The sequence below is a fragment of the Actinosynnema sp. NPDC050436 genome (assembly GCF_040655415.1).
Lineage (GTDB): Bacteria > Actinomycetota > Actinomycetes > Mycobacteriales > Pseudonocardiaceae > Actinosynnema.
Genome location: NZ_JBFAJV010000012.1, coordinates 46,018 through 62,733, shown reverse-complemented (window position 1 = coordinate 62,733; position 16,716 = coordinate 46,018). Strand labels below are relative to the sequence as shown.

Here is a 16,716-nt window from a genome sequence, read left to right as displayed (position 1 = left end):
GACTGACGACAGAACGGGCCTTCCATCGCCTGGTCCCGGCTCTCGCCGTGGTACTGCCACCGCGCAGCGCGCTCCGGACGGCGGGGGTCGGTGGTCGGGGCTACCCTCCACAGTGGACCCTTCCCGAAGGAGGCCGCGTGACCGGTCTGCACACCGACATCCCGACGCGGCAGCAGGTCGAGCGCCTGCTGACCACCCGGAGCCCGGCCGGGGTGTCGCTCTACCTGCCGACCCGGCCCGAGTCGTCCGGCGACGCCGAGCGGGTCGAGCTGCGCAACCTCGCCGGCGAGGCCGCCGACCAGCTCCGGGCGAGCGGGGTGGAGCGGGCCGCGCTGGCGGCGGTGGAGGAGCAGTTGGCGGACCTGGTCGAGGACGACGAGTTCTGGCGCCACCAGGCGCGCAGCCTGGCCGTGTTCGTCACGCCCGAGTCGCTGACCACGTTCCGGCTGCCCAACCACCTGCTGCCGGCGGCCGAGGTGTCCGACCGGTTCCACGTCAAGCCGCTGCTGCGGTCGATCACCTTCGCCCAGGCCGCGTTCCTGCTGGTGCTCACCCAGGGGTCGGTGCGGTTGCTGGAGGTCGTCCCCGACCTGCTGCCGCACGAGGTGACCGTGCCGGGGATGCCGCCGGACGTGGCGGGCGCGGTCGGCGGGTCGGCCGGCGCGGACCGCGCGCCGACCGGCCGGGTGCAGGGCGGCGAGGGGCACAAGGTCCGGGTGCGGCAGTTCGCCCGCCAGGTCGACCGCGCGCTGCGGCCCGTGCTCGCCGGGCGGGACCTGCCGCTGATCCTCGCCTCGGCCGAACCGCTGGACGGCATCTTCCGGTCGGTGTGCAGCTACCCGGGGCTCGCGGCGGAGGGCATCCCGGCCGGCGTCGGCGACCCCGGCACGGCCGCTGCCGACCAGGAGCTGGTGGCTGCCGCGCGGGTCGTGCTCGACGGGCTGCACGCCCGGCGGCTCGCCGAGCTGCGCGAGGTCTTCGAGCGGCGGACGTCGCAGGGCCGCACCGCGACCGACGTGTCCGACGTGGCGCGGCTGGCGACGATGGGCGCGGTCGACACGCTGTTCGTGGACATCGACGCCACCGTCCCGGGCCGGCTGGACGAGGAGACCGGCGCGGTCGAGTTCCGCGACGCGCCGAACGGCGTCGACTACGGCGTGCTGGACGAGATCGCCCGGCGGGTGTGGCTCACCGACGGCCGGGTGCTGGCGGTGCGCCGGGAGGACGTCCCTGGCGGCGGCGAGGTCGCGGCCGTGCTGCGCTTCACGCCCTGACCCGACCGGCGCGACCCCGGGCCGGCTCGGGTCACCGGGACTCGACCAGTTGCCGGTACCGGGCGGTGTCGTCGGCGGACCAGTCGGCGGGGCCCAGCACCTGCGCCCACGCGCCGGCCACCTCGACCGGCCCGTAGTGGTGGCCGTAGCCCGCCGGCACGTCGGTGGCGAACACCATGTCGATGGTGAGCTGCCAGAACGTGACGGCGGGCAGCCACGTCATCTCCGGGCTGACGTCCGGGCCCGGCGGTTCCTCCAGCCAGTCCGGCGGCCGGGTCAGCAGGTCGGTCGACCACCAGACCACCGGGTCCGTGGCGTGCTGGAGGTACACGACCCGGCTCGCACCCCACGGCGTGCCCAGGTCGAGGTCCTCGGGCCGGGCGGCGAACCGCGCGGCGGCACCGCCGTCGACCACCGGCACCCGCTCGGGCGAGCCCGGGTCGCGCGCGGCGGTCAGCTCGTCCCACACCTCGGTCCAGTTGGGCGTGCCGACCCACAGCGCGCCGGACGTCCGGGTGGTCATGTCCTGGAGCCCGCTGAACGCGGCCTGGCCGCCGAACGAGCCCAGGCTCTCGCCGAACGCGACCAGCCGGGGCCGCCGGTCCACCGGCCGGAGCTGCCAGGCCGCGTACACCTGGTCGAACAGCTCCCGGCCCGCCGCGCGCGGGCTGTTCCGGTCGGCCACGAACGCCGCCCAGCTCGGCAGGTAGGAGTACTGGAGGGCGGCGATCGCGGTGTCGCCGCCCTCGACGTACTCCAGCGCCTCGGCGATCGCCGGGTCGACCCAGCCGGTGCCGGTGGTCGTGGCGACGGCCAGCACCTCGCGGTCGAACGCCCCGGTGCGCTCCAGCTCGGCGACGACCAGCGCCGCGACGTCGCGCAGCGAGCCCGCCGACGACAGCCCGCCGTACACGCGGACGGGCGTGCGCGCGGGCCGCCCGGAGAACGCGGCGAGCTGGTCCGCGCCGGGGCCGCCGGCGACGAACGCGCGGCCCTCCTTGCCCAGCGACTCCCACCGCACCAGCGACCCGGGCGAGCCGGAGCGCTCGGCGGCGGTCGGCCGCACGACTCCGGGGAAGTCGCCCCGGTCGGCCTGGGCGGCGATGCTGTTGACCACCGCCAGGAACCCGGTGACCAGGCCGCCGTTGACCACCAGCACGGTCAGCACGGCCACCACGACGACCCCGGCCAGCCGCGCGATCCGGGCCGGCACGTACCGCGAGCCCCACGCGCCGACCCGGCGCGACGCCAGCCGCAGCAGCCGTCCGACCTCGCGCAGCGCCACGGCGACCAGCAGCGCGATGGCCAGCACCAGCCCGTAGTAGTACTCCTCGTCGGCCTGCACGCCGACCAGCCGCCGGACCTGCTCCTGCCAGTGCGCGCCCAGGCCGAGCGCGACCGGGACGTAGACGCAGGTCACCGCGCCCAGCGCCACGTTGCCCCGGTAGCGGGCCAGCGGCGACCAGTCGGGGTGGTAGCCGATCCGGCGGACCAGCCGGGCGACGCCCACCCCGAGCAGGTAGCCGGTGGCCGCGCAGATGCCGGTGGCGACGCCTTGCAGGTACCACGCGCGCGGCAGCAGCGACGGGGTCATCGACCAGGCGAAGAACACCAGGGCGAACACCAGCCCGACGCTGCTCAGCGACCGGCGGTAGCGGACCAGGGCGTGGCGGACCGGGTGCGGGCGCGGTGCCTCCGGGGCCTTGACGGCTGCCGTGACGACCTCCCCGCGTCGTGCCGAGGGCCGGTGTGAGCCACACCGGAAGCGGGTCCGGCCCGGTGGTGGACGCATCGTATGCCACGCCCGTGTCGGCCGCCCGGCCCAGCCCCGCTGATCCGCAAGGCTCAGCCCGTCGCGCGCAGGTGCCGGGTCACTTCGGCCAGGTACTCGTCCGGTCGGGTGAGCAGCAGCGAGTGGCCGCCGTCCCGGAAGACCCGCACCCGCGCGCCGGGGTGCAGGTCGAGCAGCCGCTGCCGGTGCAGCGGGGTGATCAGCGGGTCGTCGGCGGCGGCGAGCACCAGCACCGGGCCGTCCCAGGAGGAGGGGTGCAGCCCGGCGGAGTTGCGGGCGAGGTCGACCAGCATCGCGTAGGAGTTGGCCACGCCGTCGCGGCCGATCCGGCGGTAGGCGGCCTCGACCTGGTCGATCCAGAAGTCGGCGTCGGGGGAGTCCTGCCACGCCGCGCGCAACGCCGTCCGCGCGGCGTCGAGCGTCTGCTCCCACGGGGCGTCCCGGATGGCGGCGAGCCTGCCGGTCAACCGCTCGACGTCCTCTGCGCCGTAGAGCCCGGTGCCGCTGAACGTCAGAGACGCGACCCGGTCGGGCGCGCGCCGGCTGAGCACCTCGGCGAGCATCCCGCCGGCGGACTGGCCGACGACGTGCGCGCGGTCGAGCCCCTCGGCGTCCAGCACGGCCCGCACGGCGTCGGCGAGCTCGGCGAGGGTGGTCGGCGTGGCGGGGTAGTCGACGGTGAGCACGCGGTGGTCGGCGCGCAGCGCCAGTGCCAGGTCGAGCCAGCTGATGCCGATGCCCGCGCCGCCGGGCAGCAGCAGCACGGCTTCCCCCTGCCCGCAGGTGTGGAACCGCACGCCGGCCGCCTCCCCGCGCCGGCACATCCGCTCGAACTCCGCCGCCCGCTGCCCGATGTCCCGCTGTCCGATCGCCTGCACCCGACTACCCCCATCTCATCAACACATGGCCATCTGTGCATGTATCAGGCCATGTATAGCGGGCGCGGGGAGGTCCGGGCAACCGGTCCCGCGCGAAGGTCTCAACGCACGGTGACGTGGTCCAGCACGGTGTCGGTGAACACCGCCAGGTCGACCCCGCCGACGAACGTGATGCCGCCCAGCGAGGCCGCGCCGGTCGTGATGCCCTCGAACGCGCAGTCCACGAACGTGCAGTGGTCGAAGTGGCTGCCGTGCAGGTCGGCACCGGTGAAGTCGCACCGGGTGAAGGTCCGGCCCGACGCGACGGCACCGCGCAGGCGGGCGCCCTCGAACGAGCAGTCGGTGAACTCCGAGGGCAGCCGGCAGCGGTCGAGCCGGGCCTCGCGGAACGAGCACCGGGCGAACGAGCGGCCCACGTACGTGCCGCGCAGCACGGCCCGGTCGAACGCGCACGACGTGAAGTCCGAGTCCAGTCGGCCGCCGTCCACCACGGTCGCGGCGGTGAGGTCGAGGCCGGTCGCCCGTGCGTACCGGATGGGCTCGGTCAGCCGCAGGCCCCGGTAGTCGAGCCGACCGTCCGGTGTGGACCCGAACGGCGAGTCGGGCGGCGCGAACGGGGCGGCGGGCGACGACCGGCGGTGCGCCAGGTCCGCCCGCAGCCCGGCCATCACCGCCGCCGTCTGCCCGTCGTCCCACCGGGCGCGCAGCGCGCGGGTCACGCGCGTCCCCCGCGCAACGCCCCGTCCCGCGTCAGTCCCACCAGAACGCCCACACCTCGCTGTCCACCAAGCGTTCCGCGTAGTCGGCGAGCGTGGCGACGCCGCCCTGCCAGACGTTGTCCGGGCAGAACGCGAAGTGCTCGGCGGCGACCCGCAGGGCGTGCTCGGGGGTCGACGGCGGGTTGCCGACGCTGAGGTAGAGCGTGGCGAAGCCGACCGCGACCACCCGGGCGCCGAAGCGGTCCTCCCAGTCGCGCAGCACGGCGGAGATCTCGGCGGTGTCGCCGGTGTAGTTGGCCGGGCCGGTCCAGCCGACGGCGGTCAGCGCGTCCGCACCGCGCCCGGCGGCCACCAGGCCCAGGCGCAGTTCGTCCTTGACCGACGCCAGCACGTCGGCGGCCTCGGCGGCGGCGCGGTCCGGGTCGGTCCGGGCGGGCGGCGCCGGCGCGAGGCCCGGCCACGCGCGGCCGAACGGCGCGGTGGTCGACGGGCGCTGATCGGTGTCCTGCTCCCCGGTGTTCGACTCCTCTGCGTCCGGCTCCTCGGGTGCGGTGTGCGCGGCCCACCAGCCGGCCAGCAGCGCGGCCGGGTCGTGGTCGCCGGGCGCGGACATGTCGGAGGGCCACAGCTCGCCGTCGCCCCACGGGCGGAACGAGTCGTCGTCGCCGAGCGGTTCCAGCAGCAGCGGCCACAGGCCGGTTTCGGCGTGTTCGGCGCGCAGCGCGTCCCACAGCCCGAACCGGGGCGGGCCGTCGCTGAGCCAGAGCAGCGGGCGGTCGTTGCCGTTCTCCTCGGAGGACACCACCAACCGGCCCGGCGGCAGCGGGGTCGACGGCGGTCGTGCGCCGGCCGGGTCGGCGTGCAGCACCGACAGGTCGGGCGGGGTTCCCGTGGTCACCCCGCGGATGTTAGGTGGCGCCCGCCCGCGCGCCGCGACCAGGCACCGACTCCCGGCGCGGCGCGGGCACCGGCCGCCGGCCGAGGTTGGGCTCCAGCAGGCCCTGCGACTCCGCCACGCCGATCGAGCCCGCCGGGAGCCGGCCGTCCTCGGCGCGCAGGCGGGTCAGCGCGTCGTCGACGGCCCGGTGCGCCGCGAACAGGCAAGGGGTGCTGTAGATCGCCACGCCCACGCCGAGTGCGGTGAGGTCCGACAGCGACAGCGCGGGCGACCTGCCGCCCGCGATCTGGTTGAAGACCAGGGGTTTCGGCGCGGCCTCGGCGACCACCCGGCGGATCGCGGCGGTCGACGGGATGCCGTCCGCGAGCACCGCGTCCGCGTCGGTCGCGGCGAACGCGGCGGCGCGGCGGGCCATCTCCGCCTCGTCGGTGGCGTCGGTGCGGGCGACCACGACCAGGTCGGTGCGGGCGTCCAGGACGGCGTCGAGCTTGTCGAGGTAGTCGGGCAGCGGCAGCACCTGCTTGCCCGCGACGTGCCCGCAGCGCCGGGGTCGGCGCTGGTCCTCCAGCACCACGCCGGACGCGCCGACCTGTTCCAGCGCGCGCACCACGTGCCGCGCCACCTCGACGTCGACGTACCCGTCGTCGATGTCGACCAGCAGGTGGTGTTCCGGGAACGCCAGGCGCAGCCGCTGCACGAACGACACCACGTCCGGCCACGCGATGAACCCGATGTCCGGCAGGCCGTAGTGCGACGCGGCGAAGCCGAAGCCCGACACGAACAGCGCGTCGTAGTGCCGGGCCGCGATCGAGGCGGACAGCAGGTCGAACACGCCGACCACCGGGGTGGTGCCGGGGACCGCGATCGCCGCGCGCAGGGCCTTCCCAGGTGCCATGGGCCGAACCTGCCACCGCGCCCGCACCCCGGCCAGATCTCGGAAGGCTGATCCGCCGACCCGGTCGGGTGAGCCGTGACCTCGCTGCGTGGCGCTCGGACGCCGGTTGCCGGAGCGCCACGGGGACGACGGAACCTGAGACGGTGCCGCTCACGCGCGGGGGTCGCGGTGCCCGGCCGTGGAGGGGAAGTCGGGGTCGGTGCCGGTGAGGTCGGCGCTGATCGCCCACAGTTGGGCTGCCGCGTCGAGGTCGGCGAACGGCCCGCGCACGCGCTCCCGGCGGGGTCGGCCGCGCATCCCGGCGACGCGCGGCCCCCACAGCTCGCCGCCCCGCACGTCCGGGTCGAGCACGGCCCGGACCGCGCTCCACGCGCCGGCGTGCTTGCCGTGCAGCAGGAGGCCGGCGGGCAGCACGTGGGGCGAGCGGCCCGCGTGCACGGGCGGTCGGGACGGGGTGAGGCCGTCGAGCGCGCCGCCGGGGTGCACCACGACGCTGCGCACGGCGGACCCTGCGGCGCGCAGCCGGCGGTCCAGTTCGAAGCCCGTCAGCACCTGCGCGAGCTTCGACCGCACGTAGGCGGGCTTGGGGCGGTAGTCCCGCGCGCTCATGAGGTCGGCGAAGTCGAGCCGCGCGGACTTGGCGGTGAAGCTGCCGGTGGTGACGATCCGCGCGTCGGGGGCGAGGGCGGGTGCCAGCAGGGCGGTCAGCGCGAAGTGCCCGAGGTGGTTGGTGGCGAACGTCAGCTCGTGGCCCTGCGGGGTCTCCCGGCGGCGCGGGTCGTCGAGCAGCACGCCCGCGTTCAGCACGACCGCGTCCAGCCCGGCCGGCGCGAGGGCCGCCGAGGCGGCCAGGGACGGCAGGTCGGCCAGGTCGAGCGGCAGGTGCCGCAGCCGCGCGCCGGGGACCTGGGCCCGGATGGCGGTCATCGCGGCGTGGGCCTTGGCCGCGTCCCGGCTGCCGAGCACGACCTCGGCCCCGGTCCCGGCGAGCTGTTCGGCGACGAAGTAGCCGATGCCGGCGTTGCCGCCGGTCACCAGGAAGGTCCGGCCGGTCGAGGCCGGGAGTCGGTGGACGTCCCAGGCGGGTCGGGCGGTGTCGGGTCGGCTCACCCCGGCCAGAGTAATCGGAGTCGTTCCGAGTTTGCTATCACTGTGACTTTGTAGTCATTCCTGTTACGGTGTGCCGCATGGCGAACACTCCGGTCCCGGGCCGGCGCGAGCGCAAGAAGGCGGCGACCCGGCAATCCCTGGCCGACGCGGCGCTGCGGCTGTTCCTGGAACGGGGTTTCGACCAGGTGACCGTCACCGAGATCGCCGACGCGGCGGACACGGCGGTGTCCACGCTGTTCGCGCACTTCCCGGGAGGGAAGGAAGCGCTCGTGCTGGGCGACGGTGGCGAGCGCGCGCAGGCGCTGTGCGCGGCGGTCCGCGAGCGGCCGGCGGGCGGCTCGGTCCTGAACGCGCTGCGCGACTTCCTCGCCACGCGCGGCCCGTTCGCCGCCGACGCGGACGCCGATTACCGGCGGCGCACCCGGCTCGTGGTCGAGACGCCCGCGCTGCGCGCGTACGCCCGCAGGCTGTGGACCGACAACGAGGCCGTGCTCGCCGGGGTGATCGCCGCCGAGACCGGGCGCGACCCCGATGACCTGTCGCTGCGCCTGCTGGCCCGGTACGTGCTGGAGATCCCGGACCTGGCCGGCCCCGCAGCCGACCCCCGGGCCGCCCTGGACACCGCCTTCACCCACCTGCGCCGGGGTTGGCCCGGCCTCTGAGCTTGCCGGAACGGCAAGCGGACTTGCGAGTGTCCCGACCGGACTCGCATGGTGGGTCGCGGAGGTGGTCGAGATGACCGAGTCGCTGGGAGACAGCTACGACGTGGTGGTGGTCGGCGGTGGGGCCGCCGGCCTGAACGGGGCACTGATGCTGGCCCGCTCGCGGCGCGCGGTGGTGGTGGTCGACGCCGGCGAGCCGCGCAACGCCCCGGCCGACGGCGTGCACGGGCTGCTGGGCCGGGAGGGCACCCCGCCCGCCGAGCTGCTGGCACGGGGTCGGGAGGAGGTCCGGTCCTACGGCGGCCGCGTGGTGTCCGGCCGGGTCGACGCGGTGGCGTTCGCCGAGCGCGGTTTCGCGGTGACCCTCGCGGACGGGCGGACCGTCCGGGCACGGCGGCTGCTGGTCGCCGCCGGACTGGCCGACGAGCTGCCCGACGTGCCCGGGCTGCGCGAGCGGTGGGGCCGCGACGTGCTGCACTGCCCCTACTGCCACGGCTACGAGTTCCGCGACCGGGCGGTCGGCGTCCTGGCACGCGGTCCGGTGTCGGTGCACCAGGCGCTGTTGTTCCGGCAGCTCACCGACGACGTCGTGCTCTTCGCCGACGGCGTGCCGCCCGGTGCCGAAGACTCCGAACGGCTCGCCGCGCGCGGTGTCCGCGTCGTCCCCGGGGCGGTGGCCGCCGTGGAGACCGAGGACGACCGGCTGGCCGGCGTGCGCCTGGTCGACGGCACGGTCGTCGCACGGGACGCGCTCGTCGTCGCGCCGCGCGCGGTGGCCCGCGTCGGGTTCCTGGAGGGGATCGGGCTGCGCCCGGTCGAGCACCCGGCCGGCGTCGGCGAGCACCTGCCGGCCGACCCGGCCGGCCGGACCGACGTGCCCGGCGTGTGGGTCGCGGGCAACGCCACCGACCCGGTCGCGCAGGTCGGCGCGTCGGCTGCGGCCGGTGCGGCGGCGGGTGCGCAGATCAACGCCGACCTGGTGGCCGAGGAGACCCGTGAGGCGGTGGAGTCCGGTCGGGACCCGGTCACCGCGCTGGGCGGGATGGCGTCGGTGGGCGGTCGCGGGCACGCGGGGTGAGCCGGGCGGGCGTCCAGGTGTCGGGTTGGGAGGGCCGGGAGGTGAGGTGGGCGCGCAGCGCGGCGAGTGCCGGGTGCGGGTTGTCGGCCCGCCAGAGCACCGAGTGCGGGTAGACCGGCGTCGGGCGGTGCAGGTCGGTGCGGCGCAGGTCGTACTCGGCGGGCCAGAGCAGGCGGGTCTGGTCACCCACGAACGTGACCAGGTCCGTCGAGCGCGCGAGCACGTCCAGCAGGGGTTCGGTGCCGCCGTGGGGGCCGACCGGGTCGAGGGTGAACCCGAACGCGGCGGCGAACTCCTCGTAGAACGCGCCCCACTCGGTGCCCGGCGCGACGCCGGGCATCCAGATCCGGTGCCCCGCGAGGTCCGCCGGCGTCACCGCGCCGGCGTCGGCGAACTCGTGGCGCGGGCCGGTGAGCAGCCTGATCGGCTCGTCCAGCACGCGCGCCGCCGCGATCCCCTCCGGCGGCTTGGTCACCGCGCGGAACGACGCGTCGACCGTGCCGGACAGCAGGGCGTCGACCGCCGCGTCCGCGTCGTGCAGGGTCACCGCGCGCAGCTCGACCTCGGGGTGCGCGCGGTGGAAGTCGCGCAGCAGGTCGGCCGGCGCGAGCCGGCGGCCGATCACGTCGACCCGGAGCGGTCGCCGGCCGGGCCGCACCGCCGCCACCGCCCGACGCGCCGCAGCGAGCAGTTCACGGGCGTGCGGCAGGAACGCCTCACCGTCCGCCGTCGGCCGCGCGCCGCTCGCGGTCCGGGTCAGCAGCCGCACGCCGAGCTCCCGCTCCAGCGCGGCGACGCGCTTGGACACCGCCTGCTGGGACACCGCGAGGTCCTCGGCCGCCCGCTGGAACCGGCCCGCGTCCACGACGGCCACGAAGGTGCGCACGGCATCGAGGTCCACGGCGCAGCACCCTAGCCCGCCGACCGCCCGCGTGGACGGCACGTCCCGGCCGCACAACCACCGGTTGTGGGCGGTGTCCCGGCGGTTGTTTGATCCGCAGGGCCGCCGACCGGTTGGATCCCCCGGATGGGGCGGGGGTTCGGGTGGTTGTGGGCGGCGTACGCGGTCAGCTCGTTCGGCACCTTCCTGGCGTTCGACGCCTTCACGCTCGTCGCGGTCCTCGTCCTGCACGCCGGTCCGGCCGAGGTGTCGGTGCTGGCGGCGGTCGGTCGCGCGGCGGGTGCGGTGGCGGCGGTGCCGCTGGGGCCGTGGGTGGAGTTCCGGCGCAAGCGGCCGGTGATGGTGGCCACCGACCTGGTCCGGTTCGTCGCGGTGGGCAGCGTGCCGGTGGCGTTCGCGCTCGGGTGGCTCGGGCTCGGCCAGCTCGTGGTGGTGTCCGTCGTGGTCGCGGCGGCGGACATCGCCTTCCGGGCGGCGAGCGGGGCCTACCTCAAAGGGCTGCTGCGCGACGACGAGCTGCTGCTCGCGAACGGCCGGTTCGAGTCCACGACGTGGACCACTACCGCGCTCGGCCCACCGCTGGGCGGCCTGCTGACCGGACTGCTCGGCCCGGTGGTCACGGTCGGCGCGAACGCCGTCAGCTACCTGCTGTCGGCGGCCGGCATCAAAGCCTCCGGGGCCAAGGCCGGCGGGGAGGAGTCGCGTCCGGTGCGATCGGGGGCGCGGCTGCGCGTCGGTGACGTGCTCGAAGGGTGGCGCACCATCCTGCGGCACCCGACGCTGCGCCCGCTGTTCGTGAACACCGTGCTGGTCAACGGCCTGATCATGGCGACCGCGCCGCCGGTCGCGCTGCTCATGCTCGGCCCGCTGGGGTTCACGCCCTGGGAGTACGGGCTCGCGTTCGGGCTGCCGTGCGTCGGCGGGCTGGTCGGCGCCCGGCTGGCCCGGCCGCTCGTGGCGCGCTTCGGGGCGGGGCGGGTGCTGCGGGTCGCCGGGACGCTGCGCGCGTGCTGGTCGCTGGGGCTGGTGTTCGTCGGGCCCGGCACCGGCGGCCTGGTGCTCGTCCTGGTGGTGCAGTTCGGGCTCGTCACGTGCATGGGCGCGTTCAACCCGGTCCTGGCCACCCACCGCTTGCAGCACACCGCCACGGACCGCGTCGCCCGCACCCTCGCGGCGTGGTCGGTGACGGGCAACGCGTCCATCGCCCTGCTGACGGCCTCGTGGGGCGTGCTCGCGGGGGTCTTCGGTCTCCGCGCTGCGGTCGCCGCCGCCGGCGTGCTGCTGCTCGCCACGCCCTTCCTGTTGCCGCGCAACGCTTCCACTCCGGCACCCAGCCTGGCCGGGACGCCCTGACGGCCGGGCGGCGACCGCCCGGCCGTCCGGTCGGGACGGTCAGGCGCGCTTGCCGGCGCGGGTGACCAGTGCCGCGCCCACCAGCAGGAGCAGCACGCCCGTCAGCGCGAGCCGGTCGAGGCCGGTTCCGGTCCGGGCCAGGGCGTCCGGTTCGGCACCGGGCGGCGCGGGTGCCCCGCCCGGCGGCGGACCGGTGTCCGGGTCGGCGTCGGGGTCGGGCTGGTCGGGGCCTGCCACGACGAAGACGAGCGTCGGCACCGAGCTGTTGTCGCCGCCCTTCACCACGTAGGTGGCCGGTGCCTTCCACGGCCCGACGACGCCGAAGTCGTACAGGTCGGCGGGCAGGTCGTGGAAGGTGAACACGCCCTGCGGGTCGGTCACCGCGCGGGCGACCACCTGGCCGGTGAGCTGGCTGCGCAGGTACACCTTCACCCCGACCAGCGGGGCGGTCGGCGGCCGGCACGGGCCGCACGGCGTGGCGTGCGACAGGCCCTGCACCAGCCGGCCGGCGGACCGGGTGGCGCGCGCCCCGGGCACCCTGGCCGTGTCGCCTGCCTTGATCTCGCCGTTGCCGACCGGCGGGGCACCGAGCACGCAGTCCACCCGCAGGTGCCCGGACTCCGCTGCGGCAGCGGTGATCCGGTAGCGGACCGGGTAGGACTTCGTCGTCCCGCCGGGCAGGGTGGTGCCGTCCTCCCGGCCCAGCTCGCCGAGGTCCGCCTCCGTGCCGACATCGGCGTAGCACACCGCCTTGAGCGTCCGGATCGCCGCGGTGCCGCTGTTGGTCACGGTCAGGTTCATCACGGCGAGGTCGCCCACGGCGTACGTCGGCGCGGTGAACGCCGCAGTCGCGGTGAGTCGTCCCGCCACCTGGTGCGTTCCCCGGATCAGCACGTCAGGGTCGTCCACGTCGTCCACTTCGACGGAGAGGCCCGGGAACCACCACGTGGGTCCGTCGAACTCCACGACGTACCGGCCGACCGGCAGGGTCGATGCGGAGAAGCGGCCGTTCGCGTCGGTGCGCGCGGTGTAGCGGGCCCACGGGTGGCCGCCTTGCAGCCGCACCTCCAGGCCCGGCAGGGCCTCGCCCGGGTCCATCGCGCCGTTGCCGTCGCCGTCGCCGTAGACGACACCCGAGTAGGCACCGCGCAGCACGCCCAGCGGAACCGCGGCGTCCACCGTGTTGTCGGCGGGTGCGGTGTCGGGTTCGGTGGCGGTCGCGGTGACGGTGAGCCGGACCTCGCCGTCGTTCGGGAAGCCCGCGTAGCCGCTCGCGGTGCCCTCGGCGGACCCGCCGGGGGCCAGGGTGACGCCCGGCCACCCGAAGCCGGTCCAGTGGTGGCTGTCGATGTTTCCGGTCGAGGTGACGGTGACGCCCGTCGCGGTGGCCGTCCCGACGTTGGTCACCGTCGCCCGCGCCCGGACGACCTCGTGCGCGAAGTACGCCGGTTTCTCGTAGACGACCGCGATCCGCAGGTCGACGCCGGGTGCGGCGAGCGCGGGCGCGGGGTCCGGGGGAGCGGGCGTGTTCTGGGCGGGTGGGTTCCCGGTGGGGGCTGGGGGTTCTGCGGGCGGGGTGGTGTCGGTCGGCACGGGTCTGGAGGCATCCGGCGGGTCGGTGCCGTCGGCGGCGGCCGGCCCGGTCGACACGCCCAGCGCCAGCACGGCGGTCAGCAGCAGCGCTCCGGTCGACAGCGGTAATCGGGACATGCGGTCGGCTCCTCTCACCAGGGGAGCGTTCCAGGGTTCTCCTCCCGGACCGGCCGCACAACGCAGGAAGGGCACCGGGCGTGCCGGGCGCTGCCGGAACCGGTCGGTGCGGCTAGCCTGCTCGTGTGCCCACCCCGGTCGGGCACACCGCCCGCGCACGACCCGTAGGGAGCCCGCATGACCGAGCAGCCCACCCGATCCGACGCCGGCACCGGGTCCGCCGACGGGGCCGCGACCATCGCGGTCACCGGGGCGACCGGACGGCTGGGCGGGCGCGTCGCCCGCCGGCTCGCCGACGCCGGCGTGCCGCAGCGGCTCGTGCTGCGCGACCCGGCGCGTGCCCCGCAGTTGGCGGGCGCGACGGCGGTGGCCGGCGACTACGGCGACCGCGCGGCGGTGCGGGCCGCGCTCGACGGCGTCGAGCGGGTGCTGATGGTGTCCGCGCCGGAGGCGGCCGACCGGGTCGACCTGCACCGGGCGTTCGTGGACGCGGCGGCCGAGGCCGGTGTGCGGCACCTGGTCTACATCTCGTTCTTCGGCGCGTCGCCGAACGCGACCTTCACCCTGGCGCGCGACCACTACGCGACCGAGCAGCACATCCGGGCGAGCGGGCTGGCGCACACCTTCCTGCGGGACAACATGTACGCGGACCTGATGCCGTCGATGGCCGGCCAGGACGGCGTGATCCGGGGCCCGGCCGGGGACGGCCGGGTGTCCGTGGTCGCGCTGGACGACATCGCCGACGCCGCCGTCGCCGTGCTGCGCTCCGCACCGGAGCACGCGGGCGCGGTCTACAGCCTGACCGGGCCGGAGGCGCTGACGCTGGACGAGGTGACCGCGATCCTGACCGAGGTCACCGGACGCCGCGCCGTCTACGAGCGGGAGACCGTCGAACAGGCTTACCAGTCGCGTGCGCCGTACAACGCGCCGGACTGGATGGTCGACGCGTGGGTGTCCACCTACACCGCGATCGCGAAGGGCGAGCTGTCCGACGTGACCGACGACGTCGAACGCCTCACCGGCCACCCCGCGACGCCGCTGGCCGACGTGGTGCGCGCCGCCGGGTCCTGATCCAGGCCGGGCCGGGCCTGGACGGGCTCGGCGCGAAGGTGCTCAGCGTGCCGCGCCGTCGAGGTAGGCGGGCACGTGCGCGGACACCGGTTCCGGCAGCCCGTGCCGCCGGCGACGCGCCTCGACGGCCGTGCGCAGGCCCTCGCCGCGGTGGGTCGGCGGGAGCCGCACGTCGACCACCGCCACGTCCGGCAGCCCGTCGCCCTCGACGGTCACGACGCGCACGGCAGCACCACCTCCAGCACGGTCGGACCGCCGGGCGGGCTGCTCAGCGCCATCGCGCCGGAGAACGCCTCCACCCGGCGGCGCATCCCGGTCAACCCCCGGCCGGGCCCGGCCTGCGCGCCGCCCCGGCCATCGTCGGTGACGGTGACCAGCAGGTTGCCGCCGTCGCCCGCGACCCGGACCCGCACCGACCCGGCCCCGCTGTGCTTCGACACGTTCGTCAGCGCCTCGGACACCACGTAGTACGCCGCCGCCTCCACGGCGGCCGGCGCGCGCGGCACGTCCACCAGGTCCAGCTCGCACGGCACCGCCGAGTGCGACGCCAGCGAGGTCAGCGCCCCGGCCAGGCCGCGATCGGCCAGGATCGGCGGGTAGATGCCGCGCACCACCTCGCGCAGCCCTGCCAGCGCGTCGGTCGCCGCGTCCTGCGCGCGCAGCACCAGCGGCAGCGCGCTGTCCGGGTCGCGGCGCAGTGCGTTCTCCACCATCCCCAGGTGCATGGACACCGCCACGATCCGGTTCTGCGTGTCGTCGTGCAGGGCGCCCTCGATCCGGCGCAGCTCCATGCCGTGCGCGTCGAGCGCGGCGGCCCGGCTCACCGACAGCTTCGCCACCTGCTCGACCAGCCGCGCCCGGCCGCCGCGCGCCGGCGACAGCAGCCGCCGGCCCACCCGGGCGTGCGCCCGCGCGAGCGGCGGCGCGACCAGCACCGCCACCACGAGGTACCCGAGGCCCTGGGCGAACGCCCCGAGGGCGGCCGGCCACGACGTGACGGGGTAGACCAGGGAGACCGGCGCTTCCGCCGGCATCAGGTACCACCACAGCGGCACGGTCAGCCCGACGACCGCGCCCGAGGACAGCACCAGGCCGACCATCCCGAGCGGCAGGCCGACCACCACGTTGACCAGCAGCCAGGCGACGTCGCGTCGGGTGGCCGGGTCGGTGAGCACGGTGGCCCACCGGGCCGAGGCGGGACCCTCGTGCGGCCGGTACGGCGGCGGCAGGGCGACGCCCAGGTAGCGGGCGATCCGGCGGCGGTCGAAGCCCACCAGCAGCCGCAGCGCGCCGGCCAGCCAGGGGAGGGCGAACACGCCGACCAGCAGCAGGCCCAGGCCGATCGCCAGGGTGGGCAGCAGCACCAGGGTGAGCATCGACGCCAGGGCGCAGCCGAAGCTGACGACGAGGTAGCCGCAGGAGCGGACCGCGTCCCGCAGGCGGTGCCGGACCCGGCCCTCCTGCGCGTTCTCCTCACCCAAGACCGTGCCCGCTCGTCTCCTCGAAACCCAGTTCGCCCAGGTTAACGAGGGGATCTGCGCGGTGTCCAACGTGAGGGCGCGGGTGTGGTCCGCACTACCCCGAAGGCGGCGGCGCAGCCCGTGGACGCGGCTTCGCCCTGCCGCTGCGGGATCTGCGGCACGCGTCCCACCCTTGTGGACGTTCCCCTGTGGACCTGCGGCCCGCTCCGGGCGCGGCGACCAAGAGGTGGGACGCGGGCCGGCCGTCGGTACACTTCCTGGCGAGTGTCCCGGTTCGTCGTGGAGGGCGTGCAGAACGACCGACCCGGCTCGGGATCGTTCGGCGTCGTCCGGGACGGCTGCGGCACGGGACCCGCCACGAGAGGACGACTCCGCATGACCGAGGAACGGCGCAACCGCAACGAGCAGATCGCGGCCGAGTTCCGCGCCAACAAGGGCGTCGTGGGCGGCCCCTTCGAGGGCCGGAACCTGCTGCTGCTCACCACGGTGGGCGCGAGGTCCGGTGAGGCCCGCCTCACGCCGCTGGTGTACACCCGCGACGGTGACCGGCTGGTGGTCGCGGCCTCGGCCGCCGGTGCCCCGAAGCACCCTGCCTGGTACCACAACCTGCTGGCCGACCCGAAGGTGACCGTGGAGGTGGGGGAGGAGCGGTTCGAGGCCACTGCCACCGTGATCGCGGACCGCGCCGAACGCGACCGCCTGTACGCCGGCCTGGTCGCGCACGCACCGGGCTTCGCGGACTACGAGCTGAAGACCGACCGCCTGATCCCGATCGTCGTCCTCGACCGCTGACACCGGCCCGCCGACACCGGCCCGCTGGGACCCGTCACCGACTTCGGCAGCCCGGTCCGCTCTCCGTCCTGACAGGACAGAGGGTGGGCGGGGAGCCGGAAA

Annotated in this window: 15 protein-coding genes and 1 pseudogene; 6 read left to right on the top strand and 10 right to left on the bottom strand. The window is 75.8% G+C overall.

The window, feature by feature from the left end; all coding sequences use genetic code 11:
* Positions 1 to 137 precede the first annotated feature (137 nt).
* Positions 138 to 1,274, top strand: a complete 1,137-nt coding sequence (locus AB0I60_RS26555) for a hypothetical protein (RefSeq protein WP_360734019.1) — start codon at positions 138 to 140, stop codon at positions 1,272 to 1,274.
* A 31-nt stretch (positions 1,275 to 1,305) separates the two neighbouring features.
* On the opposite strand, the gene AB0I60_RS26550 is transcribed toward AB0I60_RS26555, so the two are convergent.
* From AB0I60_RS26550 to AB0I60_RS26525, 6 genes are all read right to left on the bottom strand, one after another.
* Complete coding sequence (locus AB0I60_RS26550; protein WP_360734017.1) at positions 1,306 to 3,066, bottom strand: alpha/beta-hydrolase family protein; 1,761 nt, start codon at positions 3,064 to 3,066, stop codon at positions 1,306 to 1,308.
* A gap of 53 nt (positions 3,067 to 3,119) precedes the next feature.
* Complete coding sequence (locus tag AB0I60_RS26545; RefSeq protein WP_360734014.1) at positions 3,120 to 3,944, bottom strand: alpha/beta fold hydrolase; 825 nt, start codon at positions 3,942 to 3,944, stop codon at positions 3,120 to 3,122.
* Between the two features lie 101 nt (positions 3,945 to 4,045).
* The gene (locus AB0I60_RS26540; RefSeq protein ID WP_360734011.1) at positions 4,046 to 4,663 is read right to left on the bottom strand and encodes a pentapeptide repeat-containing protein; all 618 of its coding nucleotides are present in this window, start codon (positions 4,661 to 4,663) and stop codon (positions 4,046 to 4,048) included.
* A 31-nt stretch (positions 4,664 to 4,694) separates the two neighbouring features.
* Positions 4,695 to 5,561: a DUF4253 domain-containing protein gene (locus AB0I60_RS26535; RefSeq protein ID WP_360734008.1), complete on the bottom strand. Its 867-nt coding sequence runs from the start codon at positions 5,559 to 5,561 to the stop codon at positions 4,695 to 4,697.
* A 10-nt stretch (positions 5,562 to 5,571) separates the two neighbouring features.
* Positions 5,572 to 6,456 (bottom strand): isocitrate lyase/PEP mutase family protein, encoded by an 885-nt coding sequence (locus AB0I60_RS26530; protein WP_360734005.1) that lies wholly within the window; start codon positions 6,454 to 6,456, stop codon positions 5,572 to 5,574.
* Between the two features lie 150 nt (positions 6,457 to 6,606).
* Positions 6,607 to 7,566, bottom strand: a complete 960-nt coding sequence (locus AB0I60_RS26525; protein WP_360734003.1) for an SDR family NAD(P)-dependent oxidoreductase — start codon at positions 7,564 to 7,566, stop codon at positions 6,607 to 6,609.
* Positions 7,567 to 7,643: 77 nt separating this feature from the next.
* On the opposite strand from AB0I60_RS26525, the gene AB0I60_RS26520 reads away from it, so the two are divergent.
* On the top strand, positions 7,644 to 8,228 hold the full coding sequence (locus AB0I60_RS26520) for a TetR family transcriptional regulator (protein WP_360734001.1): 585 nt from the start codon (positions 7,644 to 7,646) through the stop codon (positions 8,226 to 8,228).
* A 73-nt stretch (positions 8,229 to 8,301) separates the two neighbouring features.
* Positions 8,302 to 9,306, top strand: a complete 1,005-nt coding sequence (locus tag AB0I60_RS26515) for an NAD(P)/FAD-dependent oxidoreductase (RefSeq protein ID WP_360733999.1) — start codon at positions 8,302 to 8,304, stop codon at positions 9,304 to 9,306.
* Here AB0I60_RS26515 and AB0I60_RS26510 read toward each other — a convergent pair.
* Positions 9,254 to 10,207, bottom strand: a complete 954-nt coding sequence (locus AB0I60_RS26510) for a LysR family transcriptional regulator (protein ID WP_360733996.1) — start codon at positions 10,205 to 10,207, stop codon at positions 9,254 to 9,256. The genes AB0I60_RS26515 and AB0I60_RS26510 overlap by 53 nt on opposite strands.
* Before the next feature lie 117 nt (positions 10,208 to 10,324).
* Between AB0I60_RS26510 and AB0I60_RS26505 the strand changes: the two genes are divergently transcribed.
* Complete coding sequence (locus AB0I60_RS26505; RefSeq protein ID WP_360734531.1) at positions 10,325 to 11,560, top strand: MFS transporter; 1,236 nt, start codon at positions 10,325 to 10,327, stop codon at positions 11,558 to 11,560.
* Between the two features lie 39 nt (positions 11,561 to 11,599).
* Here AB0I60_RS26505 and AB0I60_RS26500 read toward each other — a convergent pair whose 3' ends face one another.
* The gene (locus AB0I60_RS26500) at positions 11,600 to 13,270 is read right to left on the bottom strand and encodes a carboxypeptidase-like regulatory domain-containing protein (protein ID WP_360733994.1); all 1,671 of its coding nucleotides are present in this window, start codon (positions 13,268 to 13,270) and stop codon (positions 11,600 to 11,602) included.
* Positions 13,271 to 13,447: 177 nt separating this feature from the next.
* On the opposite strand from AB0I60_RS26500, the gene AB0I60_RS26495 reads away from it, so the two are divergent.
* Positions 13,448 to 14,341 carry an SDR family oxidoreductase gene (locus AB0I60_RS26495; protein ID WP_360733991.1) on the top strand — a complete coding sequence of 298 codons (894 nt, stop codon included), beginning with the start codon at positions 13,448 to 13,450 and terminating at the stop codon, positions 14,339 to 14,341.
* 93 nt (positions 14,342 to 14,434) lie between these two features.
* On the opposite strand, the pseudogene AB0I60_RS26490 reads toward AB0I60_RS26495, so the two are convergent.
* Together AB0I60_RS26490 and AB0I60_RS26485 are read right to left on the bottom strand one after the other, a co-directional pair.
* Positions 14,435 to 14,566: pseudogene (locus tag AB0I60_RS26490) on the bottom strand (DNA-binding response regulator); the annotation flags it as partial.
* Positions 14,554 to 15,822 carry a sensor domain-containing protein gene (locus tag AB0I60_RS26485; RefSeq protein WP_360733988.1) on the bottom strand — a complete coding sequence of 423 codons (1,269 nt, stop codon included), beginning with the start codon at positions 15,820 to 15,822 and terminating at the stop codon, positions 14,554 to 14,556. The gene AB0I60_RS26485 and the pseudogene AB0I60_RS26490, both read right to left, overlap by 13 nt.
* A 375-nt stretch (positions 15,823 to 16,197) precedes the next feature.
* Here AB0I60_RS26485 and AB0I60_RS26480 point away from each other — a divergent pair, with 375 nt between their 5' ends.
* Positions 16,198 to 16,614: a nitroreductase family deazaflavin-dependent oxidoreductase gene (locus AB0I60_RS26480; protein ID WP_360733985.1), complete on the top strand. Its 417-nt coding sequence runs from the start codon at positions 16,198 to 16,200 to the stop codon at positions 16,612 to 16,614.
* Positions 16,615 to 16,716: the final 102 nt, after the last annotated feature.